Annotated in this window: 17 protein-coding genes; all 17 read right to left on the bottom strand. The window is 40.4% G+C overall.

Annotated features, from left to right (window positions below; translation table 11 throughout):
* Positions 1 to 396: 396 nt before the first annotated feature.
* The 17 genes from CLHUN_RS20360 to CLHUN_RS20280 all read right to left on the bottom strand — a co-directional run bounded on the left by CLHUN_RS20360 (position 397) and on the right by CLHUN_RS20280 (position 19082).
* Positions 397 to 1245 (bottom strand): hypothetical protein, encoded by an 849-nt coding sequence (locus tag CLHUN_RS20360; RefSeq protein ID WP_080066531.1) that lies wholly within the window; start codon positions 1243 to 1245, stop codon positions 397 to 399.
* Positions 1242 to 2369 (bottom strand): AAA family ATPase, encoded by a 1128-nt coding sequence (locus CLHUN_RS20355; RefSeq protein WP_080066530.1) that lies wholly within the window; start codon positions 2367 to 2369, stop codon positions 1242 to 1244. Before CLHUN_RS20355 ends, CLHUN_RS20360 begins: the two co-directional genes overlap by 4 nt.
* The gene (locus CLHUN_RS20350) at positions 2362 to 3753 is read right to left on the bottom strand and encodes a DUF262 domain-containing protein (RefSeq protein WP_080066529.1); all 1392 of its coding nucleotides are present in this window, start codon (positions 3751 to 3753) and stop codon (positions 2362 to 2364) included. Before CLHUN_RS20350 ends, CLHUN_RS20355 begins: the two co-directional genes overlap by 8 nt.
* Before the next feature lie 3 nt (positions 3754 to 3756).
* Positions 3757 to 4074 (bottom strand): winged helix-turn-helix transcriptional regulator, encoded by a 318-nt coding sequence (locus CLHUN_RS20345; protein ID WP_080066528.1) that lies wholly within the window; start codon positions 4072 to 4074, stop codon positions 3757 to 3759.
* 213 nt (positions 4075 to 4287) lie between these two features.
* Positions 4288 to 4476 (bottom strand): transposase, encoded by a 189-nt coding sequence (locus CLHUN_RS20340; protein ID WP_080066527.1) that lies wholly within the window; start codon positions 4474 to 4476, stop codon positions 4288 to 4290.
* A gap of 161 nt (positions 4477 to 4637) precedes the next feature.
* Positions 4638 to 6392 carry a type I restriction-modification system subunit M gene (locus CLHUN_RS20335; protein ID WP_080066526.1) on the bottom strand — a complete coding sequence of 585 codons (1755 nt, stop codon included), beginning with the start codon at positions 6390 to 6392 and terminating at the stop codon, positions 4638 to 4640.
* Positions 6389 to 7708, bottom strand: coding sequence for an AAA family ATPase (locus CLHUN_RS20330; protein ID WP_080066525.1), 1320 nt, complete (start codon positions 7706 to 7708; stop codon positions 6389 to 6391). The genes CLHUN_RS20335 and CLHUN_RS20330 overlap by 4 nt, the downstream gene beginning before the upstream one ends.
* The gene (locus CLHUN_RS20325; protein ID WP_080066534.1) at positions 7705 to 8925 is read right to left on the bottom strand and encodes a restriction endonuclease subunit S; all 1221 of its coding nucleotides are present in this window, start codon (positions 8923 to 8925) and stop codon (positions 7705 to 7707) included. Before CLHUN_RS20325 ends, CLHUN_RS20330 begins: the two co-directional genes overlap by 4 nt.
* Positions 8918 to 11926 carry a type I restriction endonuclease subunit R gene (locus tag CLHUN_RS20320; protein WP_080066524.1) on the bottom strand — a complete coding sequence of 1003 codons (3009 nt, stop codon included), beginning with the start codon at positions 11924 to 11926 and terminating at the stop codon, positions 8918 to 8920. The genes CLHUN_RS20325 and CLHUN_RS20320 overlap by 8 nt, the downstream gene beginning before the upstream one ends.
* Before the next feature lie 84 nt (positions 11927 to 12010).
* Positions 12011 to 12220 carry a helix-turn-helix domain-containing protein gene (locus tag CLHUN_RS20315; protein WP_015261714.1) on the bottom strand — a complete coding sequence of 70 codons (210 nt, stop codon included), beginning with the start codon at positions 12218 to 12220 and terminating at the stop codon, positions 12011 to 12013.
* A 206-nt stretch (positions 12221 to 12426) separates the two neighbouring features.
* Complete coding sequence (locus tag CLHUN_RS20310; protein ID WP_080066523.1) at positions 12427 to 13725, bottom strand: IS30 family transposase; 1299 nt, start codon at positions 13723 to 13725, stop codon at positions 12427 to 12429.
* Positions 13726 to 14247: 522 nt separating this feature from the next.
* Positions 14248 to 14496, bottom strand: a complete 249-nt coding sequence (locus CLHUN_RS20305) for a DUF6061 family protein (protein ID WP_080066522.1) — start codon at positions 14494 to 14496, stop codon at positions 14248 to 14250.
* A gap of 77 nt (positions 14497 to 14573) precedes the next feature.
* Positions 14574 to 15914, bottom strand: a complete 1341-nt coding sequence (locus CLHUN_RS20300) for a plasmid recombination protein (protein ID WP_080066521.1) — start codon at positions 15912 to 15914, stop codon at positions 14574 to 14576.
* Between the two features lie 395 nt (positions 15915 to 16309).
* Complete coding sequence (locus CLHUN_RS20295; protein ID WP_080066520.1) at positions 16310 to 17473, bottom strand: AAA family ATPase; 1164 nt, start codon at positions 17471 to 17473, stop codon at positions 16310 to 16312.
* On the bottom strand, positions 17463 to 17795 hold the full coding sequence (locus tag CLHUN_RS20290; protein WP_080066519.1) for a plasmid mobilization protein: 333 nt from the start codon (positions 17793 to 17795) through the stop codon (positions 17463 to 17465). The genes CLHUN_RS20295 and CLHUN_RS20290 overlap by 11 nt, the downstream gene beginning before the upstream one ends.
* 2 nt (positions 17796 to 17797) lie before the next feature.
* Entirely contained in the window at positions 17798 to 18880 is a 1083-nt protein-coding gene (locus tag CLHUN_RS20285; protein WP_080066518.1) for a site-specific integrase, read from the bottom strand.
* Positions 18867 to 19082 (bottom strand): helix-turn-helix domain-containing protein, encoded by a 216-nt coding sequence (locus CLHUN_RS20280; protein WP_080066517.1) that lies wholly within the window; start codon positions 19080 to 19082, stop codon positions 18867 to 18869. Before CLHUN_RS20280 ends, CLHUN_RS20285 begins: the two co-directional genes overlap by 14 nt.
* Positions 19083 to 19384: the final 302 nt, after the last annotated feature.

Here is a 19384-nt window from a genome sequence, read left to right as displayed (position 1 = left end):
TTGCCGCATAGTCGCCCTGCTCCCTCCGGTCCCATTGCTCCTTGCGCTGCGCAATAAACGCCTTCGCTTCTTCTGCCCTATGGCAGCGCTCGCCTCTTCTATTGTACCCGGCTTGCCGCATAGTCGCTCTGCTCCCTCCGGTCCCATTGCTCCTTGCGCTGCGCAATAAACGCCTTCGCTTCTTCTGCCCTATGGCAGCGCTCGGCGTTTATTCCCACTCGATCCCAAAATCTATAACTTAAACAATTTTGTATAGATTATTTAGCTCATGGTATTTCTATTATATCAGTTATCCATACATTTTAGGCTATCTGAATTTTTGTTGCCATATTGTTGCCAGTAATTTTTACACCTGAATACCTGATTTTCTATGCGAGTACACTTGTTGCATGAATGTCACAAATGCTCTCCAATATGTATAACAATGATTTTAGCCTCACATATACCCTTCTTACCAGGGTGAAAGTATACCCTGTCGGGTTTTTGCCTCCCTCTGTTATGTTGGCTAAACTTTGTGTGCAGCTCACACACAACGCTTTCTTTGTTTCCTGTGTCCGTATTGATGAACGACCTTGTCAATTTAATTACCCCATCTCTACCAGCTTGAGGAGAACATTGAATACCTGAGAATTCTGTAAAAGTATCTGCAAGAGATTGGAAACTACATCCAATAGTTAAATATTCTTGGAATTTGTTATAATACTCGTCAAGTTTTCGCAAGTGATAAATTATTTCGTCTACAATTTGGTCAAAACTCTTGCCTAATGTCCTTAAGGAAGATGAAACTGTTTCATCAAAAAAGATATTCATAAAGCATTCTTTTGCTTCTGCTACAAACGTTGATCTATTTGATATATTTTTTAGACGGTTTTGCTTAAACAAAAGGTAGTCAAAAACGTCCCACACATACGAATTTTCATTCTTTCCAACAATAAAAGCCGTTTCGTCTCCCAAATAACTATTCAAATCTGTGCCGCAGTCAAGTGTTTCTGATTTGTTGATGTGAATAGACAGTTCCCTCTTAACATCTCGTAGCTCCGGATTAGTATAATCAAATATCCACGTTGAAAAATCCATACCAGATATAGATTTACTATATAAAGAAGATTCATGAATCAAATATATGGTTTCAAAGTTCTTTGAATAATCAATCATATTTAAAAGTTGAGAAATTGTTTCTTCATCCTCATGATCACTGTCAATAGATATTGGTAGGTTGTTTGTAAACAATCCTTTTGAAATCATTTTTTGCCGCCCCTTAACTCTCTGAGTTCTTTTAAGTCCTTGGCTTCTTGGTCAAAAAACCCATCCGGCCATTTCAATATGTCCATTCTATCATTGAGCAGTAATCTGCTCACCTCGTGTTTATGGGTTTCTTTATTTATGGAAAAGTAATTTATGCAAATATCGTCTGGAAGTAGATTGTTCTTTAAAGCATACCGTCTAATTCCATTTATTACGTGTTCACTATGCGTTTCAATAACAACTTGAACATCATCACAGCTGATCTGTGCTAAGAATTCACCTATTCTTGATTGCCCGGCTGGGTGTAGATGGGCTTCAGGATTTTCAACGATAATCACGGAGTTTGCATTTGCCATTAAACCGGTCACAATAATTGGTAAAACATAAGATATTCCAAATCCAAAATTGTAAGGCGAATTAAAAGGTGTATCTAAAGCAGCTTGCCGCACCTTCATTTGTGATAATTGACTAGTCACATCAGAAGAAAAATTTACTTCTACACCGTTTACAATATAGCTCATCCAATAGTCAATCTGTTTAATAAGATGCGGAACTTTTTGGTTTGAATCAAGGTTGTATCTTCTTTTTTTTGGCACCTCTGTGTCCGGGTTTTTTTCTACAACATCAAAAGTATACTCGCCATGATAGCCGCAATGCAAGAAGTTATGGCTCTTCATCTCTTGGTAATTTCTCGGGCCTAATCTTTCGGCATTCAAATAATATAGAGCAATGTCTTGCATAGTATCCAACTCTATATCAGTATCAATATCTTCATCTAACATATCAAACAAATCGCCTGAAGATGATATTTTATCAATGATTAAGGACAGCTTATCCTCTCCTGCAGAGTATTCAATAAAGTCCCCATCAACAGATAAAATCATTTTATCTGTTAACATAATTTGATTGGTACTGCCTAATCTTAAAGCCTCTGTGTTCAACAAAACATTTCTATCTTTAAATTCTCCTAAACTTTCATGACTTTGCTTAATCAATAACAGTGCTTGAATCAGTGTTGATTTACCAACAGAATTCATACCTGTACATACTGTGAGCTGCGAAAGGGAGATAGGCGTCCTACCTGAAAAGCATTTGAAATTTTCTATTTCTAATAGTTTAAACATTTATTATCTCCTCCAATACTAACCTGGCAATTTCATATGCTTTATCAATACTCCAAATGTCATTTGTTCCTGTTGAAATTGACCGATTATAGAGTGCATCAGAGTTAATCCTATCATTCAACATAGCTTTAGCATTGCAAACAAGCGGAGAGTTTTCCAATAATTCGCTGTTCACCTTATGCAACTGACGAGACCAAGATAGGAATAACGCTTTATTAATAAAAGAAACTTTCCTGAACGCACTATCGCCAAACAAGATAAAAGCATTTTTCATTGCAACATCGAACGCACATAGGATTTCATTACGAATTTTATCGTTAAGCTTATTAATAACTTCGTTAACCAGATCAAGGAAATCATCCATGCTGCCTTTGTACTCAACTTCGTTTAACCTTCCTTTATCAAGCAAGTAAAAAGCAGCAAATCTTAAAGCCATTTCTTTATCAGCCATACGAGTTCGACTGACACTACCCCTCGTGGCTTGCAGAAAAGAATTTAATTCAACCATGTCTTTTAATAATTGTCGAGTTTTTACATTTGAAAGACAATTGCGAATCTCTTGGGCATTTAGTGTTTTTCCGCCGGTATTAATTCTTCGGAAAATATCATATTTTACTTGTTCAGGGGTTGAGGGGTCGATAATATTGAAGAACAATTGGGTTTCTTCTATTCTGCCTGAATACATCTGAGAGATGCTGTGGTCAGTGGGTTTACTCGGATTACGAAACCATTTTCCTTCTAATGTAGTTAAGTATTCCAGATTTTTTAACCTGAACTTATTGTTTACAAAGTCGTTGATAACAGTTAAGCGTTGTATTCCATCAACTACTTGATAATTGCCATCTTCGTCTTGCGACAAATAAAATACCGGAATAGGTATTCTTAGCATAATAGACTCAATAAGTCTAGATTTTCTTGTTATTTCCGTCCAAACAAACTCCCTTTGAAAATCTGGTGAAATATCCAGTTTCTTTGCGGTAATTAACTTACAAACATGCTCTACTGAAAATGGTTTCGTGTCCACACGGATCAACTTAGGGTCGTATGGATTGTATTCTTTTAATGATACGTTAGTTTTTTTGTCGTGAGTGTGCTCGAAACCATCAGCTTCATCTGTTTGTTTATCAAATTCTGCTTCTAAAAGCAATGCTAAAAAGACATCTTTAATGTCTTGCTCGGGTGTTTCTATTTTTGAACCAATAATAATATTTATTATATTTTTCATATCACTATCGGTTTCGATTTCTAATTTGTAATCTTCACCCGTAGGTTCTTCGTCTGTTTTGACCCACAAGACAAATTGCTTTTCCTCAGTACCTATAAGGCGATAATCCACGCTTTCCACATCAACATCTAAAACCTGTAAAGGTAATATAATTTCCATAATTCACCTCATAAAAGTTATACTTTGTAAAACAAACTGCATTAACAGTGATTTTCTCTCTTTTTCCATTTCACTGATTGCTAATTTAGCTTTATCAGACAAAGAATATTTCCCTCTTGTAGCTTTTCCGCTATACTCAATGTAACCATTATTTTTCAAATCTTTAATTATAGTATTAACAGTACCAAAAGCTATCCCAGTAATATCGGCAATTTGTCGTTGCGAAAGCAGAGCATACACTAAGCCAGACACTTCAATTTGCCGCTCGTCCATACAGCTTAGAACTTTATATCGATCGTTTGTAAAATATCCTATATCCATTTTCCATCACTCATCCTGCTAATTGATACAATTATTGTATCAGTCACCGACCGCCGGCATAGCCGGTGGCTTGATATAATCGCGCATAGCGCTAAATTTACTTGCAAGCCTAAAGGCATTAACCTATTTTTTTGCGGTTCGACATGCATTACCTTTATTTTATTGCAACTTATACTTCCCTAGCCTAAACGGCTTACTCTGTTACATGCCCCTCTAAAAGAGGTTACTCGGATCAGGTGGTTCATATTTATCTTCGATATCTTCATTTGTCTCTTGATTACAAATATATTCCCTTACCTTTGCTTCATCTTTTCCGACTGTATTCACAAAGTAGCCCCTTGCCCAAAAACTCTGCCCTTTAAAATTTTGTCGTAGTTTGCTATGCCTTTCAAATACCATCATTGCACTCTTACCTCAATTCCAAAATCTATAACTTAAACAATTTTGTATAGATTGATTAGCTCATGGTATTTCTATTATATCAGTTATCCATATATTTTGAGCTCTCTTATTTTTTGTTGCCAGATTGTTGCCAGCACAATAAGCTTTCAACATCCTCTGATTCAAGGTAGCTCTGGCAAACCAAGTTCCTTCAAGAACTGATTATGCTTTGCCTTTGCCCTTTTTATGGCATCTTCAGTTTCGTCAAGGTTCTTTTTCACATCCGCAAGATCAACAATTTCTTCTTGCGCAGCTGTGCTCACATATCTTGATATGTTGAGATTGAAACCGTTCTTTTCAATCTCTTCCATTGACACGCGTCGGGAATATTTCTTGTCCTCTTCTTTACGGAACTGATAGGTGTCAACAATCTTGTCGATATGCTCTGGTAGCAAGACATTTTGACGTTTATCTTTATCAAAGTATTCGCTCGCATTAATAAATAGCACGTCGTCGAATTTCTTGCACTTTTTAAGCACAAGAATGCAAACCGGAATGCCTGTTGAGAAAAAGAGATTTGCGGGCAACCCAATAATAGTGTCGATATTCCCATCTTTGAGTAGCTTCGTTCTGATTTTTTCTTCTGCGCCACCACGGAATAAAACACCATGAGGCAAAATAATTGCCATTGTGCCTTCATCACTCAAAAAGTGAAATCCATGTAGCAGAAAGGCAAAGTCAGCCGCTGATTTTGGGGCAAGTCCATAGCTTTTAAAGCGGAAATCTTCTGCTAGTGTATCATTAGGCTCCCAGCGGTAGCTGAAAGGAGGATTTGCAACGACTGCGTCACATTTCAATTTTTTTGCCGGGTTCATCTCGTTTAAGATATCCCAGTCATTTAACAGTGAGTCTCCATGAAAGATTTGAAACTCAGAATCCTTAAATCCATGAAGAAGCATGTTCATGCGTGCAAGGTTGTAAGTTGTTATGTTCTTTTCTTGCCCATATATCTGGCTAATACTGTTTGGTTCAAGATGCTTTTTAACATTGATTAACAGCGAAGCTGAGCCACAAGCAAAGTCCAGCAAATTATTAATATATGGCTTTTTGCCTGTACTGGGATTTTGGCTATCTAGTATAACAATACGTGACAGGATGTTCGAGATCTGCTGCGGAGTATAGAACTCTCCGGCTTTTTTGCCTGAGCCTGCCGCAAATTGGCCAATCAAGTATTCATAGGCATTTCCCAAAAGATCGGTTTCGTTAGTAAACTCAGAAAGCCCCTCGGCAATTTCAGTTATGATTGAGCACAGCATGGTATTGCGAGGTTCATAATTTCTTCCAAGCTTGTCAGAATCGAGATTGACCTCGGAAAACAAACCGCGAAATGCGCTGTCAAAGGACTCATTTTCTATAAACTTAAAACCTTCTTGCAAAGTTCGCAAAAGATACTTGCTTTGAGTGCGAGCTAATTCGTATATGTTGCTCCAAAGATAGTGAGGTTTGATTACAAAATGAACTTTACGACGCATTTGTTTTTCAAACGTCACAATTTGATCTAAATTTTTATTATACCAAACAATAAGCGGGGTTAACTTTTTACTTTCAAACAATACTAGATGATCGTCAATCATCATATTTTTTACGTTTTCCTCTAATTCCTGTTTGATAAAATAATCCGTCACCTGTTCTTTTAATACACTAATAGTCTCGTCTTGTTTGCCAGCATTATTAATACTTTCTATTTCATTTTCACATTGCAAATAATCGCTGCCAAGTTCTTTTTTTGCTGCTTCCTCATAATTGTCTGACAGATAGCGCAAGAAAAGAAAGGACAGCATATAATCACGGAAGTCATCAGGATTCATGGCCCCGCGCAGCTTGTCGGCTATAGCCCATAGAGTTGCGCCTAATTGTTTTTGTTGTGTATCGTTCATTCTTGTGCCTCCTGACCTTGTTCATCCATGAACAGATTTTGATTGAAATTGTAATCTTCTAAAAAGTTATTTAATATTCTTTTAAAGTGCTCCTTGTTCTCTTCGACCATTTCTTTGGGGTCGAAGAGGGAATAATTACCATGGCTCAAAAGGTCGAGTATTCTTTTGTGAACAGGGTCATCCTCGCCCTCTCCTTTTCTTATGCACGAAGAAAAATGCGCAAAGCCATGAAAAGACGCAGTCTTTTCTAATATGTTTCTAAGGATATTAAAGTGATATGTATACAACTCACCTGTGTCAGCTGCTTTTTTTAATTCCTTCAGTAGCGCAACATGATGAAAAAACGGAGTTTTTCTTGTATCTTTAAGGATATATGTACCATTCGTAGTGTTTCTTTGCAAAAACATTTGCTCAGCATTACTAATTTCATTGCATAAAACATTGAAAAACAATGCATGGTGCGACGATACAATTACTTTGACGTCATTATCGCTCATTAGCCTTGCCAAATGGCTTGCGACAGCAATAACATTATTGTCATCAAGTGAGGAAATCGGGTCGTCCACATAAATATATTTTACCCAATTATACGATTCAACATTATCTACAACTAATTGGACAACGGCAAGGAAGAAACACCAAATGAAGATGTTTTCCTCCCCACGAGATATTTTTATATTATCAACCCTTTGAGTAGTGCCAGAAATTAACGCATCTCTGAAAAAGCTAATTTCCCAACTCTCATAATTGATAGTAAAATCGAAATCTGCATACCTATGCAGCAAAGGGCGGATTCTGCTTTCCATTTCCAAATCTTTGAGTCCCGAAAAAAATCTGGAATTGTTATTTAGCTTTAACAGGCGCTCAGCGTCGTTATCCAAATCATTATCCCAATAAAAAAGGTCTTCAGTAAAAGCATTATAGTATAGCGTATCAGCCGTTTTTCCGCCTGTCTCTTCAATAATCTGCTGCCCCAAAGATTTGAACTCCACAGAAAGCCTTGTCTTGCCAGTACCGTTATAGGCAAACAATACAATATATTTCTTCTCTTCAAGTAGCATTCTTAAATACTTTGCTATATCTTTGAGTGAATCAAATTGTTTCTTGTTTTCTATTCTCTTAAGAACAAAATCCAATTTTGCAAGCAGCTCATCAGTTAACCCCTCTTTCAAGCTGTATTGTTCCGCACCTCTTGGGCATTTATAATTGTCAGTAAACAGTTTTTTATATTGTTGGAAATTATCATTATTAAGCTTTTTGTTGGTAAGCTTTTTAAAATCCTCTTTCGAGAAAGCGGATGTGATGTTTATGCTCATTCGCTCACCTCCTCAATAGAAGGGAACAAGCCTTGCATTAAGCCTTTTTTGTGGGTTCTCAATGCTTCAATCTTTTTGACTTGCTCAGTTATGAGGTCGTCAACGCAGGATAGGCAATCAGCAATTTGTTGCTGCTCTGTTGTAGTTGATGGAACTTTTACTTGGAGCTTTTCAAGCACCTTAACGGACAAGCCAGGCTGCGCTTGACCAGTTGCATACTGATTTAGATTCATCATTACCAATTGGTAATAAAGCCACTCTACCACAACTCTTTGAGAAGGGGTACAGACAACAGCATGTTCTGTTGCATGAAACGCCCCTTCAACGAGTGTTACATTTCCACAAAGCGCACCTTGTCTACCTATCAATGGGTATTTCCCATTATGAGTAAATGTCTTTGTGTAGCCCCTCAGGCCATTTCCCCCGTAACAAGGAAAAGTGTCTGAAGCTCGGTTTTCATCTATTTCTGTCGCTGATACATAGTTCCCTGCCTGCATATTGCAAATATCTATTAATGTTTTCTCCTCCCACTCATCACAATCCATAAACTCTGGGAACCTCCACTCAGGCAAAGTTTTCCCCTCGGCGGGAAACAGCTTCTGCATAAGACCTTTTTTATGTGCTCCGAGAGCCTCAAGCTTTTTGTCTTCTGCGGTGATAAGGTCGTCAAGTGAAGAAAGACAATCGGCGATTTTTTGTTGCTCTTTTTCTGAATGGTAAGGTAAAGGCATTTTCATAAAGCTATCATTTGAAATGCTCATACGGTCATGCCTTGCACCAGTATTTGATACATTTTTCAGATAATAATGCCATAGGTTTGTTCTGAAATATTGCTCATAAAAATCATTATTATGGTTCTTAAACCTAAACACTGTATATAGCGGAGACATAACGCCTTTCCCGACTTTGTTTTTTGATATCGGGCCAACTGGCGCAGACACAGATATGCGTGGATTATAAACGTAGTCCCCTTCATCTATCACAAAATAGTTTTCGAGATTATTTAGGTTTGCAACTTCCCTGTCAAAATAATCACTTTGGTCTACAACTCCATCAATAGCTGAGTTTGTAAGAACACGTTTTATTGAGTTATCTTGATTTCTTGTTGTTATTCTGCTTGCTAAGTTACTTAGCGTACATGTTTTCCATTCTCCTGTAGTATTAAATTCCGAAAATCTAAGCCTCGGCACCAAAGCCGTTTTATTATTATTATTCATATGCATTTAACCCCGCAATCACACGTCCTCCTGCAAGTTTTTTTAACAAGGGGATCAAGTCATCCATCAGCTCAAGTTCTTTCTTTGTCCGATCTCTCCATGCAAGATTTAACGGAGCCAATAAATCACTCAGTTTTTCGCCATCAAAAATCATGCGTCCCATAATTTCATCCACAAAGACTTGCAACGATGCAGGCTGTAAACTATGCTTGTCGGCGAGCAATGCCATTTCCTTTGCCGATTTTTCATCTTTAAATGCCTTATAGCCTTCTTTTATTGCCTTTTCGTCTAAGCCTTTTCCAGCTTCCAGCGTATTGATATACGCAATAATATCATCGCGCTCACCCATCATGTTTGAATTTGAGCTAAGCAAACCAATGAGCTGTTCACGGCTCATTTTTTCTTTCTTAGGCACATCGGGTTGCGTATATTTTGAAATCAGAGACATGATATAATCATAATCAATTATAGCAGAGGAAAACAGAACAAACTCGAAATCGAGCTGTTCTATAACAGGGTCTTTATCTTCAATATTCTTACCCTGCTGCGCTTTTAATTGCTGAGCGGTTTCAATATAAACACCACGGAAGGCACGCAAAGTATCCTCTGGCAATAGCTCTTCAATCTTTGCCACTTGCTCTTCTTTGATATCCGTATATTGGTCAAGTTGTGTTTTGAGGCGCTGCACCTCTTTGAATTTATTGATAAATTCGCTTCGTGCAGCGTCACCTTTTAAATTGCTTACTTGCTCGGGTTTACACTCCAGACCTTGCGATTCCATAAACTTTTCAAGCTCGGCAACTGCTTTGTCCAGTTTATCTACAACAATAGGGGCTGGATCAACAAGCCAGATTTCTTTTGCTCTGCTGCTATTATCTTTTCCGGAGAACAGCGCAATTGCCTCATCAACATCTTTTTCCTGCCCTCTAAAGTCAAGAATATTACCATATGGCTTTGTGTCATTCAAGATGCGGTTTGTTCTTGAAAACGCTTGGATTAAGCCGTGCTGCTTTAAGTTTTTATCGACATACAGGGTATTAAGATATTTTGAATCAAACCCGGTTAAAAGCATATCGACCACAATTGTTATGTCAATTTTGTTTTTGTGAGGATAGTCCGAGTTGGGATATTTTTGGTCTTTGATGCGTTGCTGTACATCCTGATAATACAAATCAAATTCATTAATACTGTGACTTGTGCCATACATCAGGTTATAGTTATCCATAATGATTTTAAGGGCTGCCTTTTTCTTCTCCGGCTCTTTTTCATTATCGGCTTTCTCCTGCTGTAAATCTTCTTGCAGCTGCTTTACATCTTTGTTTCCTTCGGCTGGCGGAGAAAAAACGCAGGCGATATTCAGCGGCACAAAGTTCTCGCCCTCGTCCTTGCTGCACTCGTCCTGCAATGATTTAAAGAGTTCAAAATACTCAATTGCATCGTTGATAGAAGCAGTCGCAAAAATCGCATTGTATCGTCTACCGTTGGTAGCGGCGTCATGCTTCGAAATTATCGCTTCGACCACTGCTTTTTTACTCAGAACGTTTGGAGCTTTTGCAGCTTTTTTTACATCCTCTGGCTTAAAGTAGTCAATGTGAAAGCGGAGCACATTGCGGTCATCAATGGCGTTTGTAATTGTATAGGCGTGCAGCTCCTTTTGGAAAACATCTTCCGTTGTTACATAAGATCCAACTGTACCATCAATTTTTTTGTAGGTAGCATTATCTTCAAATATTGGCGTTCCGGTAAAGCCAAAAAGCTGCGCCTTTGGAAAGAAGTTTTTTATTGCCTCGTGATTATCGCCGAACTGAGAGCGATGGCATTCGTCAAAAATAATGACTATACGCTTGTCAGCAAGCTTTGCTAATCGTTCCTTGTAGGTTAATTCGCCTCTTTTCTTTTTCTCCTGATTACGTTTGCTATCTTCGTCGAGAGCGAGACCAAGCTTTTGAATAGTCGTAACAATAACTTTATCACGATAATCATCGGAAGTAAGGCGTTTCACTAAGCTTTCTGTATTGGTATTCTCTTCAACACAGCCTTCCTGAAATTTATTAAACTCCAAGCGTGTCTGTCTATCAAGATCCTTTCTATCAACAACAAATAGGCATTTTTCTATTTCAGGATTGTCTTTCAAAAGCGTTGATGCTTTAAACGACGTAAGTGTTTTTCCGCTTCCGGTTGTGTGCCAAATGTAACCGTTGCCGCGATTCTGATCGATGCAGTCTACAATAGCCTTGACGGCATAAATCTGATAAGGACGCATAATCATCAATCTCTGCTCACTTACAACAAGCACCATATAGCGGCTTATTAGTTGCCCAAGGGTGCATTTAGGCAGAAACTTTTCAGTAAAATCATGAAGATGCGTAATTTTGTTGTTGTCTTCGTCTGCCATTTGATAAATTGGCAAAAACCGCTCGTCGGCGTCGAAACAGAAATGTTCCTTTGGATTATTAGCAAAATAATATGTGTTGCTCTCATTGCTTACAATAAAAAGCTGCATAAAGCAAAGCAACGAATTTGTATAGCCGTTACCCGGATCATTTTTATATTCTACAATCTGTTCCATTGCCCTTTTAGGTGTAATTTGAAGTGACTTAAGCTCCACCTGAACAATGGGAACTCCATTTATAAGTATAATGACATCATAACGGTGATTGCTGTTTTCTGTGTTAATGCGCATTTGGTTTATCACTTCAAATTCGTTTTTGCACCAGTCTTTGATATTAACAAGGGTGTATTGAAGTGGCGTATCGTCATCGCGTTTGAAGGTGTTTACTTCCCGTAAAGTTTTGGCCGCAGTGAACACTTCTTGTGTGATAATCGTATCTCTGAGACGCGCATATTCAGAATCGCTTAACTTTACACGATTTAGTCTTTCAAAATGTCCTCTAAAATTAGCTTCAAGCGAGGCCCTATCCCTAATGTCTTCGCGGTACGTGTATTTTAAATCTTGAAGCTTATTGATAAAAGATTCTTCAATTTGCTTTTCAGCTTTCATTATGGATCTCCTCTCAATTTGATTTTCGTACCAAAAACCGCTGATACGTAATTCCTATCAGGGCAATCATTTATGTCCAGTGAATCAAGAGTCTGTCTCTTCAAACTCACAAATATCATCCAGCGTACAGTTCAGCACTTTGCATATTTTCCCAAGAACCTCCATTGTGACATTCTCGCCACGACTGAGCTTGCGAATTGAAAACGAGCTGATGCCAGCCTGTTCCATCAATTCTTTCTTCTTCATATCTTTATCAATCAGGAGCTTCCATAGCTTTTTATAGCTTGCTTTCATTTGGACACCTCTCTGTCGTGATTGGAATATGTAATACTAAATATTGTAACATCAAACATTGGGCAAATCAACCAGAATCATATTGTTCAATACATTATTATATTTAACAAAACATATAAAGCTATTATTAAGCGATGTTTTTGTAATCGGAGAATCCACCCCTGTTTTATGGATGAACAAGGTTGGTTGGCGGCACTGTTTAAATTCTACCTTTTGAGAAGACTTGGTTTTAGCAGGATGTAATCGGCTGGAATCGGTGAACATCCGAGTTTGTGTAAAACCTCTTCTCCATGGTAAAAGCTGAAAGTTTCGTATGGGCTACGATTGTTCAGCTTTTTTCTTTTGTAGGAATTGATATGGTTCATCATCCGTGTAATGTCTTCCTGAAACAAGTGATTAAAGTCTGCCCCTTTAGGAAGTACTCTGCGAATAAGGCCGTGGTTGACTTCAATAGCCCCTTTCTGATGAGGGCAGCCAGCGTCGCAATAATAAATCAGTGTACGCAAATCACCGTACTTCTCAGGTCCATACTCAATGGCCTTGGGATTGGAAAACTCACTGCCGTTATCCGTCAGGATAACAGGGAACAGCTTTTGAAACAGCTCATGGCCTAGCTTTTGATAGAGGTCATAATATACATCGATAACCGATTTCGAGGTGTTGGAGTCCCGGAGGTATGCAAGCATCAGACTGGTTTCCACGAAATGTATCGTCAGCAGGCACTTGCCACCTTTGGTTCCAATGACAGAGTCCATTTGAACCATTGCCGTATCGGGGTGATTATCTATGAAGTTTTGAAATGCCTCATAGTTGCGTCCAATCCGGCAACCCTTATCTACCTTGAATTCCGGTTTTTTGTACCGTTCACGGAACTTGACCTTCCTGGGAAGATCGATGTTGCGTACATCCAGAAGGCAAGCGTCGATGTAGTTGTAGATGGTTTTCTCGCTGCACATGAGTTCATTTTCGTGGGACACATAAATCTGATGTACGGATTGCCCTTGCTGGACGAGAGGAGTGATAATTGTGTTGAGTCGGGCAATCTCCTCTTCGCAGATACACAAGCCGCTACGGGATTCTGATATGGTTTCATGCGCTTTAACGTGGGCATGCTCTACATCATATATGTTTTTCAGCAAGGTACATTTAAGGATCTGTTCACAACCATTGCAGACATAAGGCACTCGGAATCTCGCCGTACAGATTTCTTCAATGAAGTCCGCGCAATTGTCATTGCAGGAAGAACAAAGTTTGCAATAGATGGAGGATTTTCTTGTACAGCTTTTTCCGCAAACATCTTTTACTCTACAGTGGAATCGGTTTTTGCAAGCATTGTATGGAAATCCCGGATAACCTGTAGCGACCTCGGAGCAGTATTTGCGAATCTCTCTGGAAATAGTAGTTGGGTTCTTACCCAATCTGCGGCTTATTTCTTTAAAGGAAAGGCTTTCTTTTAGATACTTTTGCAATGTAAGTCTTTGTTCATAAGTAAGGAATTTAGACATATATCCTCCGTTCTGCCGCCAACATTTTTAGGATACATGATTAAAAGAAATTAGAAAATAGAAAGTGAACCATTATTCCGGTATTAAAGTGACAGTATCCCGCATTTATTCCACGGTTCTCTTGACAACGAGCCTCCATCGGCATGTTTCACGGCATCACGGCACCACCCTTGCTGAACAGGGATGCAGCACTTTGGAGAAAGGATGATGCCTGGCAATATAGCCTAACATGCCTTCTCATTGTCAAGAGACTTTCGCGGCATAAACGCTGCTTGGTTTTTCTGACCGGGTAGATGGGCCATTCCATTTGTAAGCCAGGTTGCAACCACCTGGATTTATATATTGCATTAAGAATAATAACTCAATTTTGATTCGGAAGGGTTGCATTTCGATTTACAATTGAGGGATGCTGAATACAGACCGCCTTTTATCTATTTCGTTTATTCAAACGATTTGTTGGCAATATCAAATAAAAAAGTGCCGCCCATGAGATTGCTCCCTCAGGCGGCGTTATCAATAAGCTCATCTTTCAAATGGTCTGTATACCGTGACAGCTTTCAGGTATTTCTCCGGCTCCCAATTCAGTATTAGATCGGCATATGCTTTCGGGTCATTATAAATTAGCCAGTCTAGTTCCGAACGTTCAAATCGGTTGTCGGCGACCTCATTTTCTGCCGCTGTGCAATTGATGGATATCATTGTGCTATCGCCGAGCCGTAGCTCTACGCAACCTGTATCCATATTAAATTCGCAGGATATAATGTTTTTCATTGTATTACCTCCATGATTTTATTCCATATTCTTTCAATGTCCTGGACGCCTCTTGAGGTTATTTGCTATAGGGGAAATCAACGTAAAACCCGGTCATGCATTTGTCTGGAAATACGTTTTTGCTCTTTTTCAACCCTTTCCTGCTTTTTGACCGCTTCGACAGTTTCCGCTACACGCTCGGGGCCATAAGCGCGACAGACGCGCTCATAATTTTCTGCCACATTCCTTAACTCTTTATTTTCAGAAAAGACGTCTTCCAACCTATCAGAAAGTGTATTATTCATTCTTATTTCCCGTTCATATGAAGATTGAAGTCTATCAAATTTGCTGACAAGGTCAAGGTATGCGTTATACACCGAGCGCAGGACTTTCACGATTCCTGCCAGAAGTGGTTTAACTTTTTTCTCTCGGTAGGTTCTGGCGCTTTCCAGCGCCCCAGCTTCCGGAAGCAATTTTTCCGGATCATCGGAATATTTTGCGGCAAGCATCTCCATCTTTTCGACTTTCGGAGCAAGATCATTCAGCCGGTCTTTTGCCTCCTTCGCTTCATTTTGAGCATCAGCTTTTTCTTCCTGAAGATGCACAATTTCAGCCTGCACCTCGGTTTTGGCTGCATCCAACTCTTCAAGCCGGTGCTTTTCCTGCTCGACCTTGAACTGCGTAACGGTCAGGTGCTCCTCAGAGCTCCCGCGCTCACCGCGCTCCAGATCGTTATACCCGGCTGCTCGCATAAAATTAAAAACATCATCCTGAAGAACACTATAGGATTTTCGCAGCACCGGCTTGCCGTTCTTTTGTAAAATTGGGCTACCGTCGTCGTCAAGTGCTGGCTGAGACAGCCACTTTTTGCTGCTGCTCACCTGCATAACACTTTCCTTAACCGTGCCGACCAGGGAAGGGTCTTTGCATCGCTTCGACCAAAGTACTTCTTTCTCCACAACGGGGATATATACTACATGCATATGATAGTGGAAAACTTCCTGCTTCAATGCTTCGGACATGGCTCTGTTGCGTTCATCGGCGTGCATAACTGCCGAAAGAATATACTGCTCACCACCAACGATCTCGACGGCTGCTTTATATGCGTCCGCATAAAACTGCTTGGCAAATTCATAGCCGCCGTGATTGTGGAAGTATGCTGAGTTTACATCAAAGATCAGCTCGCCGTAAAGGTTGGCTTCATCTGTCAGGCCTCGGGTAGATATCACTTTGTCAGCTTCCATTTGAGTGAACATCTTTTCATAATTGTTCGTCGGCGATTTGAAATGAATATTGAAATCGCAGCGCTCAGGCACGATATCCGGATTTGTATAGGATTCTTTTTCGCGTTCATTATGTCTTTGTGTATTGCCGATTTTTGCATTTGACAGGTTGACATTTCTTACACTGATTCGGTCAACACCATCGTTTCTTGCCATAGACGTTGTACCTCCATTTTTGAGTTTATAAATACGTAGTAAGCCACCGGGAATGCACTTTTTCAAAGTGTAATAACCCACTATGACACTTTCATCCCTGCAGGCTGCAAAGTGCCGTGGGCTGCCTGTGGGCAGTGGGTAAGCTTGCGGCTTCTGCGGAAGCCTCTGCCGTGGTTTGCAAGTGGACTCCACTTTGCAAACCCAACACGGGCAGCAACCTGTTTTTCGAAACACTCCGCTGTCCGAGGGAGAGAAAAACCGTGATAATTTTCTCTGCACGTCCTCGTAGAAATCTACAGATTACTCCGTGAGGACGAAGATACGCATGGGCTCCCATGACGATCGTGTCGATGGTGACGGTATTTTTGACACCAGGGCCACTCCCGGAAACATCGTCACGACCGACACGCTTCTGGTGAAATAAGCATAAGTCTGATAAATCTCCCTGAGTGGGTTCGGCTACTCTCATAACGGATATCATATTCCTGCATGAGCCGCCCAGCGTTTACGTTTAACCGCAGTGTAAGTACGTTGGGTTTTATATCCAGGTTGAGTGCAGCTACAAGCTCCGTAGGACTGCCATACCATTCCGGTTTTTCTGCTGTTACCAGCCGGGAAAGAGAGTCCAGAATCCTATCCGGCGGCTCTTTCAACATCTCAGTTTCTGCATGGTCTAGCGTCCAGATAAGCCGTTCTTTATCTCTCTGGAGGTAAAGCCGCTGATCCGGTTGATCACGGCCCACAATATCCAGTGTCGCATTGAGGTCTGTGCGATTTTCCTTTTGCAGAAGGAATGCGCCGTCCGCGCAACCGAGAAGTCCGGTCGTACCGGATATCCTTTCAAAATTGTCACCGGCAGGCTGCTTTCTGGTGTGATGCACCAGCAACAGACAGATACAATGCCTATCCGCAAATTTCTTCATTTGACCAACAATGTCATAATCATTTGCGTAGCTGTATACCTCGCCGCCGATCTCGCGTATTTTTTGCAAAGTGTCGATAATAATAAGCTTTGTGTCCGGGTGTTCCCGCATAAATTTCTCAAGCTGCTCATCGAGACCGTTTCCGATCTGTTTAGCATAGACGGCAAAGTAAAGATTATCTGTCCCCTCCACTCCGAACATACGGAACATACGCTCCTGCAAACGCTGGTAATCATCTTCAAGAGCAAGATATAGTACGGTGCCCGTGTGCACCTCAAAATTCCAGAGCACTTGTACCGTGCTGATGTGATAAGCGAGCTGTGCCACAAGAAATGACTTTCCGACCTTTGGAGCACCCGCCAGAATATAGGCGCCGGAGTAGAGCAGACCGCCGATAATAGGTGGTCTGCTCTGGTAGATATTTTCATAGAGTTCATTCATGGACACTGTATGAAGATAAGCCGGGTCGTTCATTCGCTGCATCATCCGCAGCATCTCTTCGTAATTTTTCTCTGGGGGATTGTTTTTAAAATTTTCTTCTGTTATACTTTTCTCAGAGTTTTTTGAAAGCGGCTTTTCCCCGTCTGTTGGCGCAGGCGGAACCGGGACAGCCGGTTTTTCTTTTTTAGTCGCCATGCGTTTCCTCCTTCATTCCGTTCATAATGGTGACAATCCAGCATATTGTGTCAAGCAGTTCATCGTTCATACCGGCACCGGCTTCAATGCGCTGCAGTTCATCCAGCACGGCGGAGAGCTGGTTACGAAGCGCCTTATATACTCTCGGATTACCTTGCACTACAACATCCTTGCAGAGCAGTCGCCGGGTGATGTAATCCTGCTTGGTCAAGCCGGTGAGCTTGACGGCAATCTCGATTTGCTCATCTTCTTCCGGCGAAACACGGAATGCAACGGTTTTGTTCCTCCAGCGATTATGATTGTCTTTGTTTTTTAATGACATGGTTAATCTCCTTTCTCTGTACGCTCAAAATCCAGCCTGTTCGCCATCTCCGTCTGTCTTGACGGGAATAGATGCGCATAATTGTAAGTAATGTCGATACTTTCATGACCGACGCGGTCAGCGATTGCAATGGCCGAAAATCCCATATCTATCAATAGTGAAATCGCACTGTGCCGAATGTCGTGAATTCTGATGCGCTTGACGTTGACCACCTTTGCACCTCTATCCATCTCGTGATGAAGATAATACTTTGTGATCTGGAAGATGCGATCATTTGGCTCCACATCGTACAGTGAATTGATATAATCTTGCATCTCCCCACATAGGAACTGCGGCATTTTTATCGTGCGGTTGCTTTTTTCTGTCTTTGGATCAGTAATCACATCGCGCCCCTTTAGCCGCTGATAAGATTTACTGATTGTGACAGTGCCTTTCTCAAAATCGAAATCGGCGGGTGTCAATGCAAGTAGTTCACCTTCACGAATTCCACACCAGTAGAGCATTTCAAAAGCATAGAAGGATATAGGCTTGTCCATCATGGCATCGGCAAATTTTAAATACTCATCTTTTGTCCAGAATTGCATTTCCTTGTTCTTGGCTTTGCCCATATTTCCGACTTTAGCTGCCGGGTTTTGTGACAGGCCATAATACTTGACTGCATGATTAAAGATGCAACTGAGTTGGTTATGCAGCGTTTTCAGATATACTGGAGAGTACGCCTTCCCATGCTCATACTTAAAGTTAATCATCTCATTTTGCCAGGCAATGATCTCCTTAGGCTGAATCTCACACATTTTTCGTTTCCCGAAGTAGGGCAGCAGCTTCGTGCGGATAATATGCTCTTTGGTTTCCCATGTGTTTTCCTTGATGCGGCTATGCATATCGGCGGTATAGGTTTCAATAAAGCTCTTAAATGTCATATCCAAATCAGCAGATGCCTTTTGAAGCTGTTCACGTTCCCATGCGAAGGCTTCACGCTTCGTGGCAAAGCCACGCTTTTGCGTTTGCTTGCGTTCGCCTTTCCAGTCGGTATAGCGGTAGACCGCGCGCCAAGTATTGGTGTTCGATTCCTTATATGCCGCCATTCGATCCCTTCCTTTCCAGCTTAACGGGTTCGCCGTAGCAAACCATTTTTTCGAAATACTTCTTGTTGACCCTGCCCGCTATGGTCAGATAGCCCATGTCTTTAAGCTGCTTGTTGAGTCTTTGAACAACTTTGTAGGCATATGATTTTGATACACCTAATTCTGCCGCCACCTCATCAACGCGCATGAAAGAGTTACTCATTTTTCCCCTCCTTTTACTGTTTGCCATTCTCTCCTATACAGTTTCCTGACAGGCAACCTTAATCAGCTCTGTGTTGCTTTCTCCATTAGCAAGCTCATTTGCATTATGAAAAGTCATGCCCCACTTTTTCAAAAGATAGCTGCTTGGATAGTCATTCAATTTTAATTATTAAACAAATTTGTTTAACTTTATTTTGATAATACTAAACATTTTTGTTTGTGTCAAGAGGTTTACAAGATAATAACTAAACTTTTTTGTTTATATTCTCTTGTATATTCTTAAACAAATATGTTATTATACTT

The sequence above is a fragment of the Ruminiclostridium hungatei genome (assembly GCF_002051585.1).
GTDB classification, from domain to species: Bacteria; Bacillota; Clostridia; order Acetivibrionales; family DSM-1351; genus Ruminiclostridium; species Ruminiclostridium hungatei.
The sequence above is the reverse complement of the archived record's forward strand: the minus strand, read 5'-3'. Positions and strand labels throughout refer to the sequence as shown.